Raw genomic sequence first — 18940 nt, 5'->3', positions numbered from 1 at the left:
ATGATAAATGATTGAATGGATTATCCGCCGCTCAGTAGCAAACCGTTTTCTGGTAATGATGGGGGCGCTGTTTCTCAGTATCTGGGGAACCTGGACCATCATCAATACCCCGGTTGATGCGCTGCCCGATCTCTCTGATGTTCAGGTGATCGTCAAAACCAGTTATCCGGGGCAGGCGCCGCAAATCGTTGAGAATCAGGTGACCTACCCGTTAACCACCACCATGCTGTCAGTTCCGGGCGCGAAGACGGTGCGCGGCTTCTCACAGTTTGGCGATTCCTATGTATACGTCATTTTCGAGGATGGCACCGATCCTTACTGGGCGCGCTCGCGCGTGCTGGAGTATCTCAACCAGGTTCAGGGCAAATTACCGGCAGGCGTTAGCGCGGAAATGGGGCCGGACGCCACGGGCGTCGGCTGGATTTTTGAATACGCGCTGGTCGATCGCAGCGGGAAACATGACCTCGCGGAATTACGTTCTCTGCAGGACTGGTTTTTAAAGTATGAGTTAAAAACGATTCCGAACGTGGCTGAAGTAGCCTCGGTAGGCGGCGTGGTTAAACAGTACCAGGTCGTTATCGACCCGATGAAGCTCACGCAATATGGCATTAGCCTGGCGGAGGTGAAATCTGCGCTGGACACGTCGAATCAGGAAGCGGGCGGTTCGTCAGTTGAGATGGCTGAAGCGGAATACATGGTTCGCGCCAGTGGCTATCTGCAAACGCTTGATGATTTCAATAACATCGTCCTGAAAACAGGGGCCGACGGTGTGCCTGTTTACCTGCACGATGTCGCGCGCGTGCAGATTGGGCCGGAAATGCGCCGTGGGATCGCCGAGCTCAATGGTGAAGGCGAAGTGGCGGGCGGGGTGGTTATCCTGCGTTCCGGTAAAAATGCGCGTGAAGTTATCTCCGCTGTTAAAGCCAAACTCGACACGTTAAAAAGTAGCCTGCCGGAAGGCGTGGAGGTAGTTACAACATACGATCGCAGTCAGCTCATCGATCGCGCCATTGATAACCTGAGCTATAAGCTGCTGGAAGAGTTTATCGTTGTTGCACTGGTGTGCGCTCTGTTTCTGTGGCATTTGCGTTCGGCGCTGGTGGCGATTATTTCCCTGCCGCTGGGGTTGTGTATCGCGTTTATTGTGATGCATTTCCAGGGACTGAACGCCAATATCATGTCGCTTGGGGGAATCGCCATTGCCGTCGGGGCGATGGTCGATGCCGCGATCGTGATGATTGAAAACGCCCATAAGCGGCTGGAAGAGTGGGGGCATCAGCATCCGGATGAAAAACTGGATAACGCAACGCGCTGGAAGGTCATTACCGACGCCTCGGTAGAAGTCGGCCCGGCGTTGTTCATCAGCCTGCTGATTATCACCCTGTCATTTATCCCTATTTTCACGCTTGAGGGGCAAGAGGGGCGACTGTTCGGCCCGCTGGCGTTCACCAAAACATATGCCATGGCAGGCGCGGCGTTTCTGGCCATTGTGGTAATTCCAATCCTGATGGGATTCTGGATCCGTGGCAAGATTCCGGCGGAAAGCAGCAACCCGCTAAACCGCTTCCTGATCCGTATTTACCATCCGCTGCTGTTGAAGGTGCTGCACTGGCCTAAAACTACCCTCCTGGTGGCGGTGCTTTCAATACTGACGGTTATCTACCCGCTGAATAAAGTTGGTGGGGAATTCCTGCCGCAGATTAACGAAGGCGATTTACTGTATATGCCTTCAACCTTGCCAGGAATTTCGGCGGCGCAGGCGGCGGATATGCTGCAAAAAACCGATAAGCTGATCATGACCGTTCCGGAAGTCGCGCGCGTGTTTGGTAAAACCGGTAAGGCAGAAACCGCAACGGATTCCGCGCCGCTGGAAATGGTTGAAACGACAATCCAACTGAAGCCGCAGGATCAGTGGCGTCCGGGTATGACGATGGACAAAATCATCGCCGAGCTGGACAAAACCGTGCGCTTGCCGGGGCTGGCGAATCTGTGGGTTCCGCCTATCCGTAACCGTATCGACATGCTCTCTACCGGTATCAAAAGCCCAATTGGCATTAAGGTGTCAGGTAACGTTCTGACTGATATCGACGCCACGGCGGAACAAATCGAAGAGGTGGCCAGAACCGTACCGGGCGTCTCTTCGGCGCTGGCTGAGCGTCTGGTGGGAGGGCGCTATATCAACGTAGACATCAATCGGGAGAAAGCAGCGCGTTATGGCATGACCGTAGGCGCAGTGCAGCTGTTTGTCACCTCAGCGGTGGGGGGCGCGATGGTGGGCGAAACGGTGGAAGGGATTGCTCGTTATCCTATCAATCTGCGCTATGCGCAGAGCTATCGCGATAGCCCAGAAGCGCTGCGTAATCTGCCGATTCTGACGCCCATGAAGCAGCAAATTACGCTGGCAGATGTTGCAGATGTGACGGTAGTTTCTGGTCCGTCAATGTTAAAAACTGAAGATGCGCGACCAACCAGCTGGATTTATATCGACGCCCGCGATCGTGACATGGTTTCGGTGGTGAACGATCTGAAAAAGGCTATTGCTGAAAACGTACAGTTAAAACCGGGGACCAGCGTGGCTTTTTCCGGGCAGTTCGAGCTGCTTGAACGCGCCAGCCATAAGCTCAAACTGATGGTGCCGATGACGCTGATGATTATCTTCGTTCTGCTTTATCTGGCTTTCCGTCGCTTTGGCGAGGCGCTGCTGATTATCACCAGCGTCCCCTTTGCGCTGGTGGGCGGCATCTGGTTTCTCTACTGGATGGGGTTTCATATGTCGGTTGCAACCGGAACCGGGTTTATTGCGCTCGCCGGCGTTGCCGCAGAATTTGGCGTGGTGATGCTGATGTATCTGCGTCACGCCATTGAAGCTGAACCTGCACTGGAAAATCCGCAAACCTTTACCGCTGATAAGCTGGATGAGGCGTTGTATCACGGCGCGGTGCTGCGTGTGCGTCCGAAAGCGATGACCGTGGCGGTAATTATCGCGGGTTTGCTACCTATCTTGTGGGGGACGGGGGCAGGCTCAGAAGTCATGAGCCGTATAGCCGCACCGATGATTGGCGGTATGATCACTGCGCCATTGCTGTCGCTGTTCATTATCCCGGCAGCTTATAAGCTGATGTGGCTGCACAGGCATCGCAGCCAAAAGTAATGCTCTGAAGCGCTCGCCTGCGTCGGTTTGGTCGCCGAAGCAGGCGTAGCTTTATGCTTCCAGGGCTTTCACGCGTTTGCGGTACTCGCCCGGCGTGCAGCCAAATTCCCGTAAAAAGACTTTATGGAACGACGATTCGCTGGCGTAGCCTACCGACTCGGCGACGACAATCAATGGCTGCGACCCGCGTGACAACATCTGGGCGGCGAATTGCAGACGTAAGGTGGTTAACACCGCCAGCGGTGTGGAATTTGACACTTCACGGAATAGCTGTGCGAAGCTGGCCCGCGACATATGTGCCCGTTTTGCCAGCTCTTCAACGGTCCAGGCAAAAGCCGGTGACTCCAGCATCAGGAATACCACGGCCCCCAGTTTGGGATGCAGCAATAAATTCAACACGTTCTGTGCGGGCGTCGCTTGGGTTAGCCACTCGCGAACGGCGAGTGTGAACAGTGTGGCGCATTGTTGGCTACATACTACACTGGAGCCTGGCAGCGCACTCATGGATTCCTGTTGCATCAGTGCGATCATAGCCTTGAGCCAGTGGCTGACGGGGCTGTTTTCATCAGGCGCCAGAACCAGAACTTCCGGCAGCGCAGTTAAAAAATAACGAGAGGAAGCATGCAGTCGCAGGCTACCGCATACGATATGCGTTTGTTCATCGCCGGACTGGCACAACCGGTGCGCGGAGTTTTGCGGCAGGATAACAAGAGTGCCTGGCCGCAGGGTGAATGATGTCCCGTCGGGCATCTCCAGTAGGACCGCTCCCTGAGTAACCGTATGCCAGCGGATAACGGACAACTCTCCCGCCGCGTGTGGCAACTGCCAGTCTCTGCTCAGTAGACAGTTCTTGTCGATCGAGCCTTGCGGGTCGTTAAGCATCAGTAATCGGCTAAGGGTATCCATGAAGACTCCTGAACAGTTTTATTTATTGTTTGTTGAAACGGCATTATCTCTTTAATTAGTTATTATTTTAATACCTTCAAAGTGTTAGTGTGTTTTTTCATTCTATAAACGTTAGTCATCTTTAATGATGATTTAGACGATTTGACAGTTAATCGCGCGTTATGGATACGTTGTTTTGTCAGGGCTCAACCTATACTTCAGTTCATCAAACGAACAGTGACCTGGCGGAGAGACAGCATGAATCAGTATCAGGCGATTATTATCGGATTTGGCAAAGCAGGGAAAACGCTGGCGGCTACCCTGGCGAAAACGGGCTGGCGTGTGGCGATTATTGAACAGTCAAACACCATGTATGGTGGGACATGCATCAATATCGGCTGCATTCCAACCAAAACCCTGGTACATGATGCTGAACTTCAGCATGACTTTGCTGCGGCGATGCAGCGCAAGGCCTCTGTTGTCAGCTTTTTGCGTGATAAAAACTTCCATAATCTTGCCGATCTGGAAAACGTGGATGTGATTGAAGGGCGGGCCGAATTCGTTGATAACCATACCGTGCGGGTCATGCAGTCAACCGGCGCGATTGAGCTAAGCGGTGAGAAGATCTTTATTAATACCGGCGCGCAGTCAACGATTCCGGACGTAGAAGGATTAACGACTACACCGGGTGTGTTTGACAGCACTGGTCTGTTGAATTTGACGCAACGTCCTGAGCGTTTAGGTATTTTGGGCGGCGGTTATATTGGCGTTGAATTCGCATCGATGTTTGCCAACTTCGGCAGTAAGGTCACTATTTATGAAGCGGCCCCGCAGTTTTTACCCCGCGAAGATCGGGATATTGCTGACGCTATCGCTAATATTCTACGCGACAAAGGGGTTGAGATTATCCTCAATGCCAGGGTTCAGGCGGTTTCATCCGAGGACGGCGAGGTACGGCTGCAAATGCCGGAAGGCGTACACACAGTGGATGCGCTGCTGGTGGCATCGGGTCGCAAACCTGCAACTGAAAATCTACAGTTGCAGAACGCGGGTGTGGATGTAAATGACCGTGGCGCCATTATTGTGAATAAATACCTGCGTACCTCGGCAGACCATATTTGGGCAATGGGCGATGTCACGGGGGGATTACAATTTACCTATATCTCGCTGGATGATTTTCGCATTGTGCGTGACAACCTGTTAGGCGAGGGATTACGTCATACCGGCGATCGCCAAAACGTACCGTATTCCGTCTTTATGACGCCACCGCTTTCCCGCGTGGGGATGACCGAAGAACAGGCTCGCGCCAGCGGCGCGGCGATGCAGGTAGTTACACTACCTGTTGCGGCTATCCCGCGTGCACGGGTGATGGATGACACGCGTGGTGTCCTTAAAGCGGTGGTGGATAGCGAAACGAAACAAATATTAGGCGTATCGCTGCTGTGCGTGGATTCTCATGAGATGATTAATATCATTAAAACCGTAATGGACGCGGGTTTACCGTATACCACATTGCGCGATCAAATATTTACGCATCCGAGCATGAGTGAATCACTGAACGATCTCTTTTCTCTCGTTAAATAATAAAAGCGTAGTCTGTATGTTTGCCCCGCCCGTGTGGGGCTTTTTTTATCTATTTATCGGCTGGATACTAATTGACAGTTATTCTGGCGTGATGGATGAAATGAAATAAGTCGACGTATTTTATTATATTGCTACTGAAACTACTGGTTAATGGAAATACACATGAACATATTTAAAAGTACCTTACTAATGACCGCGTTATTGACTGCGCCGGTGACATTTTCCGCATTGGCGCAAACCGAGGTTGCTCACGTTAGCGTGTCTGGCATAGCGGATTCACCTTCCGTGATAGAGGATGCTATTGCGAAACTGGCTCAGGAAAATAATGCAACTTCCTGGAAAATAACCTCAATGCGCATTGATAGCAGTACTCACGCAACGGCAATTTTGTACAAATGAGGAGAGTCTGGATGGAAAAATACCTGCATTTACTCAGTAAGGGCGATAGAATTGGATTAACCCTAATTCGCCTGAGCATTGCAATTGTTTTTATCTGGATTGGTTTATTAAAGTTTGTACCTTACGAAGCCGACAGCATTACGCCGTTTGTCGCCAATAGCCCGGTAATGTCATTTTTTTATGAACATCCAGAAGAGTATAAGCAGCATTTAACTCACGAAGGTGAGTTTAAGCCGCAGGAACGTGAGTGGCAGACTGCGAATAATACGTATACGTTTTCCAATGGTCTGGGCGTAGTCGAGGTGCTTATCGCTTTGCTGGTGCTGGCTAATCCTGTTAGCCGTTGGTTGGGACTAATTGGCGGCGTTCTGGCATTTGCTACACCAATTGTAACCTTATCATTTTTAATAACCACGCCTGAAGCATGGGTAATGCCGCTGGGTGATTTACACCACGGATTTCCATACTTGTCAGGCGCCGAGCGGTTGGTGTTAAAAGATACGTTAATGTTGGCGGGAGCAGTGATGATCATCGCAGACTCATCCCGATCAATAATTAAGCAGCGATATTGAATTTTTAACGTTGTACCCTCTGTAAGATAGTAAGCCACTATAGTTAGATTCGGTAATTACCGGGCCAGCAGGATGCTGGCTTTTTTTCTGCCTTAAGGGAAATTTATTTAATATGTATGAGTTGCAATTATTCAGTTTATAAGAATAACGAGTCAGAGCTATATTTTTGACTAATGATACAGTCTCGTAAGTATTTTTTCTTTCTTCTTGTACAAGCGTGCCACCCCGCGTACGGCATAGCCCTCCCGCCAGGATAGCTCCATTTTTCTCAAATTTTATCTATGCAATTCTTGCTATTTGTTATCTCAAAACCACACTTCAAAAAAGATTGTTATTCACTTTTGTTATAGTTAATCAACAAGTTCGTGTGGTTTTAGGCATGTCTTAAGCTAGAATTAATCCTGATTAAACGTTTTTACGTATCAATAAATGACTAAAGATAGTTAAAAACTTAATTTTTAACCAACTGTTTGACATGGAATCCACTATGGTAATTAAGCACCAGGGGTGGATGCTGATCTCGCGTTTTGTGAGTAACCAAAAGCGAGACATATCTTAAATATGGAAATAAGGGTTTTAGAATGAGCTTTGGATTAGCAAAGGAAAACAAGTTTGAAATCATAGCTACCCTTCGAGAAGAGCTGCACAAGAAAACGAAACTGGAAGTCTTATGCGAAAACAGTAGCGTTATCACGCAGTTAGAGAAGGTCGATTTCGAGCGGTTTGTGATCTCTGGGCACGAAGACATTGTTCCTGAAAAGGTCCAATACTTTATCCTGCACAGCGAAAGCGGGATTGTGAAATTTAGTGCCAGATTCGAACAAACCTCATCAGCAGGTGCGGAAGCAGGATTATCCTACCTCATCCCGGATATGATTTTCTTTGCCCAGCAGCGACAAAATCAGCGTTTTTCCTTCCTGAAGGGTTACGACTTTTTCTGTTTTGGTCGTTACAAAAACGGAGAAAACTACTCTCTGAAGATTAAAAACATCTCGCAGGGCGGTTGTGCATTAATTGTTAAAGATGTGAACTCCCGTTTTCTTTATAAAGATGCGGTGATTAAAAATGCCACACTGGATTTTGATACGTTTGGCAGTTTACAGCTGGATTTAAAAGTGATCGATGTCGTCATGATCAATGAATTTGATGATGATAATCAATTGTATTCCTGTCATCAGATCTCATGCGGGTTCGATTTTAAAAACCGTCGCGAAGAGACTGAGGTCGAGAAAATTATTATTAAATTTTTAATGAGTAACAAGATTAGAAGCTTATAAGGAGCGGTGAACAGGATGTTGATGTGTGGCAGTGATAATTTTGTAGGCAACGGTCTGTTTACCTACCTGACAAGCAAACATGTACCGATACAAACATTCCCGTTTGAGGATATGTTGCATCAGACATCATTATGCCAGCATCAAACCATGGTTTTTAATATCATTGATAATGAACAACCGTGTTCAGCGATCGTGCAGTTTCTGAATAAAAACCGCTTTAAGTTTTATAATAACGTCGTGGTAATTGTTGCTGATAGCCTGGTGGCAAAATTATGCGTCGAGTTGTTATATGTTGAAAAAACAATAGTTTTGACTGAGAAATCTTCGCTGCGTGATTTCGGTCAACTGGCGTCGTTAACGGTCGGGAAATGGAATCCCCGACTATATCGTTCGCAGAAAAGATTAACCGAGAGAGAACAGCAGATCCTGAATTTGTTGGTAAGCGGTTATTCCGCTAAAGAAATTTCAGAGTTAGTTAGTCTGAACTATAAAACTATTCAGGCGCATAAGATGCGGGTCGTCGCCAAGCTGGGACTGACCAATACCTCTGAGTTAAATAAATTAATTGTCAGATTTACCCATCGTATGTCTTTTTTACCCTAAGTTGGCCATTCTTTTCTGATGTAACACACCTAATAGTAGATACAATTCGGGAGTGATGTTGACTGGTTTTTAATTTCTATGATTTATTGAGGGGGAGCGGAATGTTTAATTCCAGTGAGGTGCTAACTGCGCTTGAAAAGGCATTGAATACCAGTCAGCTTTATATGGTTTATCAGCCTATTTTTAACTTGCGTACTCAGAGTATTAGTGGGTTTGAAGCATTAATGCGTTGGAATAGCCCTCAGATGGGTATGATCTCTCCCGATGTTTTTATTACATTACTGGAAGACAGCGGCAATATCATTTCAATTGAAGATATGGTTATCCACACTCCCTGGGATGTGGCAACCTGTTGGCCAGACCCCCTTGTACTATCAGTCAATATTTCCGCGCTTGAATTTTGCGATCCTCTGTTACCCCAACGTGTCAGAAAAAACCTTACCGCCTGCGGACTGCCGCCCCATCGATGCCAGATAGAGGTCACGGAAACGTCGCCGCTGTGCGACAGTCAGATAGCGGCTAAAAATATGATGGAGTTGAAGGCGATAGGGGTCAAACTTGCCCTTGATGATTTTGGAACCGGCCACGCTAATCTTAACTATCTGTTGAAATATCCTTTTGATACCTTAAAAATTGACAAGGAATTTGTCACCGGCATTGAACCCGACACCCGCTCAACAAAGATTGTGGAGGGTATCATTTCACTGGCGCATAATTTTGGGATTGAAGTTCTGGCCGAAGGGGTGGAAACCCAGTCCGAACTGGACCGCCTGATGCAGATTGGTTGTGACAAAATTCAAGGCTTTTTCATTTCTCCTCCGGTGTTGGCAGAAGAGATCCCTACACTCTTAGTACAATATAATCATTAATCCCTCCTTTTTACGTTTCCCAAACCCTTGATTGTGCCGCGTTGCCGGTAAGTCAGTAGACCTGAAAGCGTAGCGCATCAGGCCGCCCTGAAAGACAAAAAAAAGCCCCCTGTAGAACAGAGGGCGGGTAAGTTTATATCTGCTTAGAACGATTTCTTAAAGCCGATAGAGGCATTGACCGGCGCTTCAACCTGCGACTTACTGCCGCCGTTGCTGAATTGCGTACCCAATTCACCGTAGACCTGCAGGTTTCTGTCGATAGACCATGACAGACCGGCGGCAACTTCAGTGCTGGAGTACTGTTGTGAAGATTCCAGCGTGGTGGTGGCGACCGCATTGCTAAAGTGCGTTTTGTCTTTTGACCCCAGTCCCTGCCAGACGTTGACCCTACCGTACGGCTGGAATTTGCCATGGTTGGTGTCATAGTCTGCGACCAGGCGCACGCCCAGACGAGCGGTAAAGGAATCAGCGGTATCCATTTTCACTTTCGTTTGGGTCACACCATCGAGATGCCCGTTATCGAAGTCGCTGTATTGATAGATCAACTGCGCCTGAGGTTCCAGACTCCATGCGCTGGCGCCCAAACGGAATGATTTACCCACTTCTGTCGACGCCGTCAGCGTGTTGCCTCTGACGGTATACGATCCGTTATTGCCGGTCGCCGCCAGGCGGGATTTATGGTTACCGTATTGCAGGACGTTATCAACATACATTCCGTCGCCCGAGAACCAGGTGGCATAGCCGCCGACATAAAACGCGTTGTCGTCGATGTTACCGCCTTTGCCGTCGCTGCCTGTCTTCGTGCCTTTCACGTTGCTGTCGATGTCAAGAATGCTGGTATACAGTCCGGCTTTCCAACTGTCGTTAGCATACATGTCAACGCCGACCTGAATACCCATGGTATGGGAGCTGGTTTGTGTCCCGGCCGCATCATCCAGTTTGGTTTTTCCGGAGTAACCAATCATTCTTGCCCAGGCGCGATTATCTTCATCAATACCCGGTTTAACTTCGTCGCCCATACGCTGGTGCATGTTGCCTAGCAGGCTGATGTCGCCCTGACGAACGACGCTGGCGAGACCAGAATACAGCATAGTTTCTGGACGATATTCGCTTCTCAGGTACCAGTTTTCACCCTGACCTTGAGCATTACCCGCATGCAGTTGATACTCAAATGCGCCAGCAGCCATACGGTCGGCGGCAAGATGGAAGGCGTCACGCGACGTTTGGGCCGTGGTGGTCGCGCCATTGAGCGCCGTCACCACTTCGATGCCATCGCCAATGGTCGGCGCGCCGAGACCAGAGCCGTCGACATCCAGCAGCGTACTACCGCTGGCTTTACCGCCATCGATAATCAGACGGTCGGCAATGCCTGCGCCGCTACCATTCTGGATTGCCGCCATGTTGATAGTCCCTTTTTCGCCGGTGTAATCCCCTTTGACGGTTAACGTTGTGCCAGTCTGCTGGCCGATGAGTGAAACATCGCCGCCGTTGCTCAGGCCCGCTACCGTCTGGTTGTAACCCTGCGTGTTCAGGGTGGTGTCAGCGACAACGTAGTGGTGTGACGCACTACTCAGGGTGTTGGTGTTACCCGCCCGCAGTACGCCGCTGGCAATCAGCGTTGCGCCGCTGTAGCTGTTTTCACCTTGTAGCTCCGTCACACCGCTACCGGTCTGATGCAACTGGCCTTCGCCGCTGATATTACCGGTCAGCGCCAGGGTATCGCCACGATTAACATTGAGTACGCCGTTATCAACGATATCCCCCTGAATGCTACCGATATTACCGCCGTTACCCAGCTGTAAAACGCCTTGTTCGATGGTGGTGCCACCGGTATAGGTGTTATCCAGCGTCAGAGTCAGGGAGCCTTTACCGGTTTTGGTCAACTGACCGTTACCTTCGACTTCCGTTAGCAGGGAAACGTTATGTCCGTTGGTATCGAATGTCCCGCCGCCGGATTCCAGCGTCACCTGACGGGCGGTATCAAACGCTTCGCCATATTTCAGCGTACCGCCATTAAAAGTAATTCCCGTTTCTGGCGCGCCAAGGTTGGTATCGCCCGCCACCTGCAGCGTCCCTGAAGTGATGGTGGTTCCACCGCTATAGGTATTGTCGCCAGTGAGGATGAGCGTACCAAGATCGCCTTTATTCAGGCCGCCGGTACCGCGGATCACGCTGTCGATAGTGGCGGTGTAGTTAGCGCCGTCTACTGTGCCATCGCCGACGCGAATCAGCGTGTTGGCCGTATCGGTGGTAATGGCCTCACCGCCTACGCGATAACCATCGGTAGCGAACTGTGCGCCGCTAATGATAACGTCGCCTTTGCTGTTATCGACGGTGACGTTGCCCGCTTCACCCTGGAAGACGGCAAACGCGGCATCGGTAAACGGTGCGTTCAGCGCGCCTTCTGGCGTTGATTCATCCGTAGTCCAGTTGTCGTTACCCTGGCTTGATTGCCAGATACCGTCGCCGCCGTTGATGACGCCGTTGTTTTTCAACTCGCCATTCTCACCGCCGGTGCCGTCCCAGAAGCGCAGCGTCAGTCCGGCATGGTTGACCAGGTTAACTTGGTTTTTAACCGAGGTTTGAACGTACAGGCTGTCTGCGGCTTCCGGCGCGTTGGCAATGTCCATCACATTGTTGGTCAAGGTGCCGGTGTAGTTGATGACACGATAAACGCCAACGTCAAAACTACCGCCCGGAGAGGTCTCGATATTGAGCTTACCGTCGAGCGTCAGATCGCCATTCACATCAATCAGGTCGTTGAAAGCTCCGCCAGGGGTATAGGCCTGACCAAACTGGTAATCAAGCTGTGCGTTATCGCTGAGCGTCAGTGAACCGGTAGTGAGTTTACCCACGCTGTTGATGGCGGCACCTGCGGTAATATGGCCGTCGTCCAGCACATCAACTGCGCCGCCGATGATACCGTTACCGCCGAGCGTTGCCCCGGATTTCACTGTCACCTGACCGGTTGCGGCAGACTGATTACCGTTGACCAGCAGCACACCTTCATTGACGTCCGTGGCGCCGGTCCAGGTATTATCGCCGGTCAGCGTTAATGTGCCGTCGCCGATTTTCACCAGACTGCCGTCGTTGCCGCTGATAATGCCGCTAATGGTGTCATCAAGATGCAGATTACCCAGCGATAGTTCTTTATTACCCAGTTCAACGTTACCCGCACCGGACAACGAACCGATAGACGTAGCGCTGTCGACTGCGCTGATATCGACCTTGCCACCCGCCAGGTTTTTAACGACGGTATCTTCAGCCATCGCCTGGTCGGCAAAGGTCATCAGTCCGCTGTTATTCACCGTAGCATTGCCGCCGCTGGCGTTTTCTTCCAGCGCCAGGGTGCTGTCTTGTGACACGTTAACCTTCGCGTTGCCCGCGGTAGCGTTGTTGGTTAACACCGCTTTTGCTGCGCCCGTCAGGTTCAGTTTTGCGCTCGCAGCGGTGACGTTATCTGCCAGCGTTAACAGGCTGTCGGCAATGTTCATGGTCAGGGACTGCAGACTGGTATCCGTTCCGCTGACATTGAGCGTCGCCCCCTTATTGACGTTCACAGTGCTGCTTTCATTGCTACCAAAGGCCCCGGTTTTACTGACGTTGACCGTTACATTGTTGGCGTTTCCGGTACCGGCAATTTCGGTATCGCCTTTGTAGCTGTTCGCGCGGTCGAGCGACAGGGTGCTGCCCGCATCGCTTGAACTGCTGGTGACTTTCAGTTTACCGTCGCCGGTAATCTCACCTGTTGGCGTGAAGTGGTGTGAATTGAGGTCGAACACCGCCGCGTTATCATGTGCTCCCAGCTCAATGGTGCGATTGCTGGTCAGGTCCGCGCCCATTTGCAGCGTGGAGCCATTGTTGATAGCTAAGTCGGTTCCGCTTTGGCCGAGGTTGCTGTCGGAGGAAATCTGCAACGTACCGCCATCAATGCGCGTGCCGCCACGATACTCGTTATCGCCGCTGAGGATCAGACGACCAAGGTCGGTTTTCACCAGCGTCAGCTTGTCAGTCGTGCTGGCTTCGCGGATAACGGACTCAATGGTCGCGGTGTAGTTTTGCCCCGCGCCACCGGCGCCAACGCGCAGCAGCAGTTCACCGGTTCCAGGCGTCTGGCCTGCGTGGGTCGCGTTTTCCGTGGTGGCATAAGCGTTAAGCGCATCGCCTTTAACGACATAGCCATCGGCGTCAAACTGTGCCCCGGAGAAGTTAACTTCTCCCACGGCGTTATCAACGGTAACGGTTCCGCCTTTGGTGGTGAAGACAGCAAAGGACTTCTGCGCCCAAGGGGCGTTACCTTCACCGGTTGCTGTGGTCCAGTTGTTATCACCCTGGCTGCCGATCGCCATCCATTTGCCATCGCCACCGTCAATTTTGTTGTCGCCTTCAATGCCCGACGCGCCGTGGCTCTGATTGACGGTTGCGCCGTCCCAGAACTGCAGGGTAACGCCGTTGGCGTTCACCAGGTTGACCTGTTTGTCGATGGAGGTCTGGACAAAAATATTGCTCTTATCCTGACTATCCGGTATCGCGCCTAATTCCAGCGTCTGGTTATTCAGCGTGCCGCCGTAGTTATAGATACGGTACACACCCGGTCCGAAGTTGCCGCCCTGTGAAGTCGTCACATCCAGGGTTCCGTCCAGTTGCAGATCGCCTGCGACGTTAATCAGATCGTTTAGCGCACCGCCTGGCGTATATGCCTTGCCCAGTTCAAAAGCGGAGGTCGTTTTGCTGCCGAGCTGCAGATTACCGTTGATGGATAACGTACCCGCACCGCCGTCACCGGCGCTGAGAGTCGTGGCATCGTTCATCAGCACGTTGCCGCCGATAACGCCATTGCCGCCAAGTGTGGATGTGCCGCTGACGGTGGTGGTGCCGCGCGCTGCGCTTTGATCGCCATTGACCAGCAGCGTACCGTTAGTGACAGTGGTCTCACCGGTATAGGTGTTGTTGCCGTTCAGTCGGGTAATGCCGCTACCGATTTGCTGTAGCGCCCCGATGCCGGAGATCACACCATTGAGCAGCACGGTGTTGGCGCGATTAATCGCCAGTACGCCGTTGTCGATAATGTCAGACACGGCGCTGACTTCGCCTTCATTTCCGCCGTCACCTAACTGCAGCGTACCAGTTTGAACAATGGTGGTAGAGCCGGTGTAGCTGTTGTTGGCGGTAAATACCGTAGTACCGCCTGCCGCACGTTCGAATTTCCCGTCGCCGCTGATGATGCCGCGATAGATCTGTGCTGCTGACGTATCCCCCTGGGTATCGAAGATAACCTTGCTGCCTGCGCCCTGGGTGGTGATATCGTAATCGCCAATGCTTGCGGCAGTACTGGTTGGCTCGACGTGGTCGCCGGTGCGCAGCGTTGCGCCATTGTTTACGGCGATGGTTTTGCTCGCCAGATTAAGGTTTTCAACGACGCGCACATCCGCATTTGACCCGCTAATGGTCAGTGAATCCCAGCCGGTGCCAATGTTGGTGCCGGTATTCAGGTTGTCGCTGGCCAGCGTACCAATCTTCGCATCTTTCGTATCGGTGAAGGTGAGGGCGTTGCCTGTACCCGCAGCGGTCATGATGTGGCGCGTTTTATCCAGCGTCACATTGCCAATGTTGGCCTTATTGTTACCACCGGTACCCGCGAAATTCACTTCGCCGGCATAGGAGCCACTGCGCCAGTTGAAGGTGTCCGTACCTTCGCCGGTGTTGATTACACCACTGGTCACACCGCCGCTGATATCAATGGTGTCGTTACCTTTACCAGACTGAATGGCTACCGCCGTGTCGTTGATAGCCTGCAGGGTTCCCGTGTTGGTAATGGTTTTGCTGCTGTCGCCGCTGGCGTCGATCACCGGTGATGTGGTGCTGGCCGAGATAATCTTGCCGCTGTTGGTTAATGCGCTGACGTTTTTCGCGATGATCGCCGAACCGCCTGCGCTATCATGCACGTTGATGTCAGCATTAGTGGTGACACGACCGTCCGTATTGGCGCGAATCCCGCTCCCTTCACTGTTTTGTACTTCAATGGTGTAGCCTTTGCCGATAGTAAGGTCGCCCGTCACCGCATCGCCATTGCGTTGTTCAAAAGCGAAGCCGGTACCTTTACCATTGACGTTAAGGATGTTGTTCAGCCCATCTTTCATGTTCAGCGCCACGCTGGTACGGATCCCCGGGCCATCGTTGGCATTGATGGTCACGTCATTGAGCGTGATATCGGTATTGTTGGCATCGTTTTGAATACCGGCACCCGTCCCTTTAGCGCTGATAGTCACACCTTTTGCAGCCAGCTTACCCGCTCCCGTCTCGAGACGAATGCCGTCTGCTGAACCATTGGTCGTGATGGCATCGCCGGCATTACCGGTAATACTCAGGCTTGCACCATTGGTCAGCAGAACCCCTGCGGTTCCGTCATCAACGGTTACCTGACCCAGTTTTTTAATCTGTGCGCTGTCACCTGAAGCCCGTACGCCGATGCCGTTGCTGACGTGCAGGGCGCTGGAGGCGTTATTGGTTAAACTCCCGCCTTTTTGAACATCAACACCGATGCTGTCGACGCTGGCCAGATCGATAATCGCTTTGGTATCGAGGATCAGGTTGCCCAGATTTCTCGCCACATAGGCGATAACCTTGTTGCCGCTGACTTCAGAGGTGATCTTCGCGTCCGAGGTGAGGGTGGTGCTCGTGGCATTACCCTGCGTATTGCCATTCAATTGATGCGCCTGACCATCCACAACCCCGGCAACGGTTCTTTCACCGGTCAGATTAATGGTGGTTTTATCGCTGATAGTTCCTTTCGCGCCGCCCTCGATAACCAGTGCCGCGGAGTCGGTACCCTGAACGGTGAACGTTGCTTCACCGGTATCTACGCTACTGCCAGCCCCGGTGGCGAGAACGCCAACAGAATTGTTACCGCTGAGAGTCAGATTCAGGTTGGAAGTGGACTGATCTTTCGGGTTAGTGGTATTACCGGCCAGCAATGCGCCATTGGCGATACGGAAAATGGTGGTGCGATCCTGACCGTTGTCATTCATCACCGCCTGACCAATATTGGCGGTAGCGCCTTTGCCATACAGGTAATAACCAATCTGATCGGTGCTGTTGAATGACGGGCTACTCAGGCTGTCAACGTTAGCGATGGCGTTATCACGCACGTGTACGCCGATGTTACCGGCCTTATCCAGCGTGATGTTGGAGTAAACGTTGACCACTGCCTGGCCGTTAGCGCCACCTTCCGCCCAGATGGCGTAGTTACGGTTACCGACGCCGCCTTCTCCGTCCACCACGATAGAGCCTGCCGCGCTGGTGGTGACTTCGGCATTTTTGTTATTGGCGCTAACGTGGATCCCCACGTTGTTGGTGCCATTTACGTTAATCTTGCCGTCGTTGCGGATTTCCTGATTATTTTCCGCGCCGCTGTCCCGTACGGAGATGCCGTAGTTTTTACTGCTACCTCCATCAGAACCGCCATTGATCACGATGTTGCCGGTATTGAGGATGTTGCCCGTGGCATTCCCGACCAAAATCCCCGCGGCGTTACGTATGCCGGTTCCCAGCGTGATAAGGCCGTTGTTAATAACTTCTTTAGCACTCTTGGTCATAATACCAGCGCTCAGGCTGGAACCGCCCGCCATGGTGACATCTTTAGACGGATCGCTTGCGTCGCGACCAAGATAAATTGAGGCATTCTGAGCGTTGGTAAAGGTGGCATTCCCGGCGACTTCTACGCCATAAGCGGTGCCTTTGGCAAAGGATGCACCGCTTTTACGCCCGTCTACGACGTTGATATCGCCGTTGTTGACCCCTTGCGCATCGTCAGACAATTGCATACCAATAGCCAGCGTCAGCGAAGAGTCGGGTACGTCTTTGCTCCAGGGATCGGCTGCCGACGCGGTACCAAAGTTATCGGTGGTGATCGCCTGGTTGATGGTGCCATTGTTCGCTATCTGGCTGGCGCCTTGCCCCTGCATGCCAAATGCGCCATAGCTGTTGACGTTTTGGTTGCCGTCTTTGTCGATAAACAGCCCGGAATTGATGATCCCGTTGTTGGTTGCCGTAGCGTCTTTTGCCAGCATGCCAATCGCCAGACTCTGTCCGGTAGAAGTACGTAATGCGTTTAGTTGGCCGAGGTTGTTGATAACCCCGCCATCAATGGCTTTCATGACGCCATTAATACTGCCGTCAACGGCAATAATCGCATCTTGGTTCAGGGTGCCGGTGGTGCCTGCACCGTTGGCGTAAATAGCATGCAGCTCACCGCGGCCAGCGGTCGCGTTATTGCTATGTGACAAGCCGTCGGTCCAGACGTCGTAATCCCAGGTGAGCACGTCTGAGGGCTTGCTGGAGTTGATAAGATCATCAATCAGCTCGGCATATTTCGTTTGTGCGGCGGTGGAGGTAGTGACGACATTTGCATCCAGCCACAGCTGGATTTGGCTGACTTTTTCGCCTTCCGGGTTTTCTGCTGCATCGCTGCTGTTGCCCAACAGCCAGTCGTTAAAATCGGCCAGATCCTGCGTGTTGGTAATGCTAAATGTGCGCTCACCCGTTTCGACGACATTGCCGTCTGTATCATAACCGTAGGTCATGAGCTTCACATCATCGCCAAACACAGAGGTTTGGGCCGAGCCGGCGAACGTTTTTTCAGGAATAACCGGAGCAGCGTTAAATTTTATGTAGTTATCGGATTGCCAGTTAACCTGGCTACCAGCGTCCTGAGCCTCCAGTAAGGAGGAGTCTTTGGCCAGCAACTCGATAGTATTGGCTTTGTCGCGGACATTGAGCGTGTCGTTGCCAATATCCAGATTGGCTATGGAGCCATTTGTCGCCAGCGCGATGCCAAATTGTTTATAGATTTTAGACAACGTTGGATCGTAGGTGTTTAATGCCGAATCGCCAATCTGCGATTCGGTAAGGAAATTATTTAAGTCATTGGTGTTAAAGACTTTAATAGTTGTAGGTTCGCCAGGGAAGGCCGGGTCGTTAATATCAAATTCTGTGCTTTGTGATGGTGTCGACGATTGGTTATACGTCAGGTATTCCGCCAGTTCTTCAGCGGTAGTAATCGTTTTTACGCCCTGGTCAGGGCTGGTGGCCTGCAGGGTGATTTTGCCGGTTTGCAGTAGCTCTCTGATGGTCGTTGATTCAACAACACCACTTTGGCCTGGGGCAATCGTTGGGATCGCGCCGCTGATATTGAGCGCCTGACCAGCAGTGATATCTTTATATAAGAATCCGTAGTCGTGGATACCCTCATAATCTCCAACGGAAATACCTGCCTGGTAGTCGGTGAAAATATTGTGCTCACCGATATCGATAATCGGATCAGCGGAAGCCGGCATTGAAGCAGCGCTTAATGCGCCGGCCGCCAGTACGGCGACAGTTTTACGCGAGCTGCTTTTTTTCTTTCCTTTAGTTAATTCGGAAACGACCACCCAGATACCGAGTACCGCGTTCCAAATAATGCTGTAAACTTTGTTCATATATAACCCTCGTCTACATTCCTGTTATGTATGTGTTAATACGTTGAGTTGTTGGCTATGGTTGGCACGCGGATGTGCTACCCGGTAATAGATTTCGGAAAATAGGGTTCCCTTCCGTGCGATG

Annotated in this window: 9 protein-coding genes; 7 read left to right on the top strand and 2 right to left on the bottom strand. The window is 51.5% G+C overall.

Annotation, left to right across the window (positions count from 1 at the left end):
• The first annotated feature begins 7 nt into the window (after positions 1-7).
• Positions 8-3151: a CusA/CzcA family heavy metal efflux RND transporter gene (locus OGW16_RS13185; RefSeq protein ID WP_043015503.1), complete on the top strand. Its 3144-nt coding sequence runs from the start codon at positions 8-10 to the stop codon at positions 3149-3151.
• Between the two features lie 51 nt (positions 3152-3202).
• Here the strand turns inward: OGW16_RS13185 and rclR are convergent, their stop codons facing one another.
• Positions 3203-4057 carry a reactive chlorine-specific transcriptional regulator RclR gene (gene rclR, locus OGW16_RS13180; RefSeq protein WP_043015504.1) on the bottom strand — a complete coding sequence of 285 codons (855 nt, stop codon included), beginning with the start codon at positions 4055-4057 and terminating at the stop codon, positions 3203-3205.
• A 237-nt stretch (positions 4058-4294) separates the two neighbouring features.
• Here rclR and rclA point away from each other — a divergent pair, with 237 nt between their 5' ends.
• From rclA to OGW16_RS13150, 6 genes are all read left to right on the top strand, one after another.
• Positions 4295-5620, top strand: coding sequence for a reactive chlorine resistance oxidoreductase RclA (rclA, locus tag OGW16_RS13175; protein WP_286518506.1), 1326 nt, complete (start codon positions 4295-4297; stop codon positions 5618-5620).
• Between the two features lie 168 nt (positions 5621-5788).
• On the top strand, positions 5789-6019 hold the full coding sequence (gene rclB / locus OGW16_RS13170) for a reactive chlorine resistance periplasmic protein RclB (protein WP_043017861.1): 231 nt from the start codon (positions 5789-5791) through the stop codon (positions 6017-6019).
• 11 nt (positions 6020-6030) lie between these two features.
• Positions 6031-6591, top strand: coding sequence for a reactive chlorine resistance membrane protein RclC (rclC, locus tag OGW16_RS13165; RefSeq protein ID WP_286518505.1), 561 nt, complete (start codon positions 6031-6033; stop codon positions 6589-6591).
• A gap of 581 nt (positions 6592-7172) precedes the next feature.
• On the top strand, positions 7173-7868 hold the full coding sequence (locus OGW16_RS13160) for a flagellar brake protein (RefSeq protein ID WP_043015507.1): 696 nt from the start codon (positions 7173-7175) through the stop codon (positions 7866-7868).
• 21 nt (positions 7869-7889) lie between these two features.
• The gene (locus OGW16_RS13155) at positions 7890-8471 is read left to right on the top strand and encodes a helix-turn-helix transcriptional regulator (RefSeq protein ID WP_170928040.1); all 582 of its coding nucleotides are present in this window, start codon (positions 7890-7892) and stop codon (positions 8469-8471) included.
• A 101-nt stretch (positions 8472-8572) separates the two neighbouring features.
• Positions 8573-9340 (top strand): putative bifunctional diguanylate cyclase/phosphodiesterase, encoded by a 768-nt coding sequence (locus OGW16_RS13150; protein WP_047412841.1) that lies wholly within the window; start codon positions 8573-8575, stop codon positions 9338-9340.
• Between the two features lie 143 nt (positions 9341-9483).
• On the opposite strand, the gene OGW16_RS13145 is transcribed toward OGW16_RS13150, so the two are convergent.
• On the bottom strand, positions 9484-18816 hold the full coding sequence (locus OGW16_RS13145) for an autotransporter outer membrane beta-barrel domain-containing protein (protein WP_286518504.1): 9333 nt from the start codon (positions 18814-18816) through the stop codon (positions 9484-9486).
• Between the last annotated feature and the right edge of the window lie 124 nt (positions 18817-18940).

This window comes from Citrobacter sp. Ce104 (genome assembly GCF_030334595.1).
Taxonomy (GTDB): Bacteria; Pseudomonadota; Gammaproteobacteria; order Enterobacterales; family Enterobacteriaceae; genus Citrobacter; species Citrobacter europaeus.
Note: the sequence above shows the minus strand (reverse complement) of the source record. Positions and strands in the feature narration are given on the sequence as shown.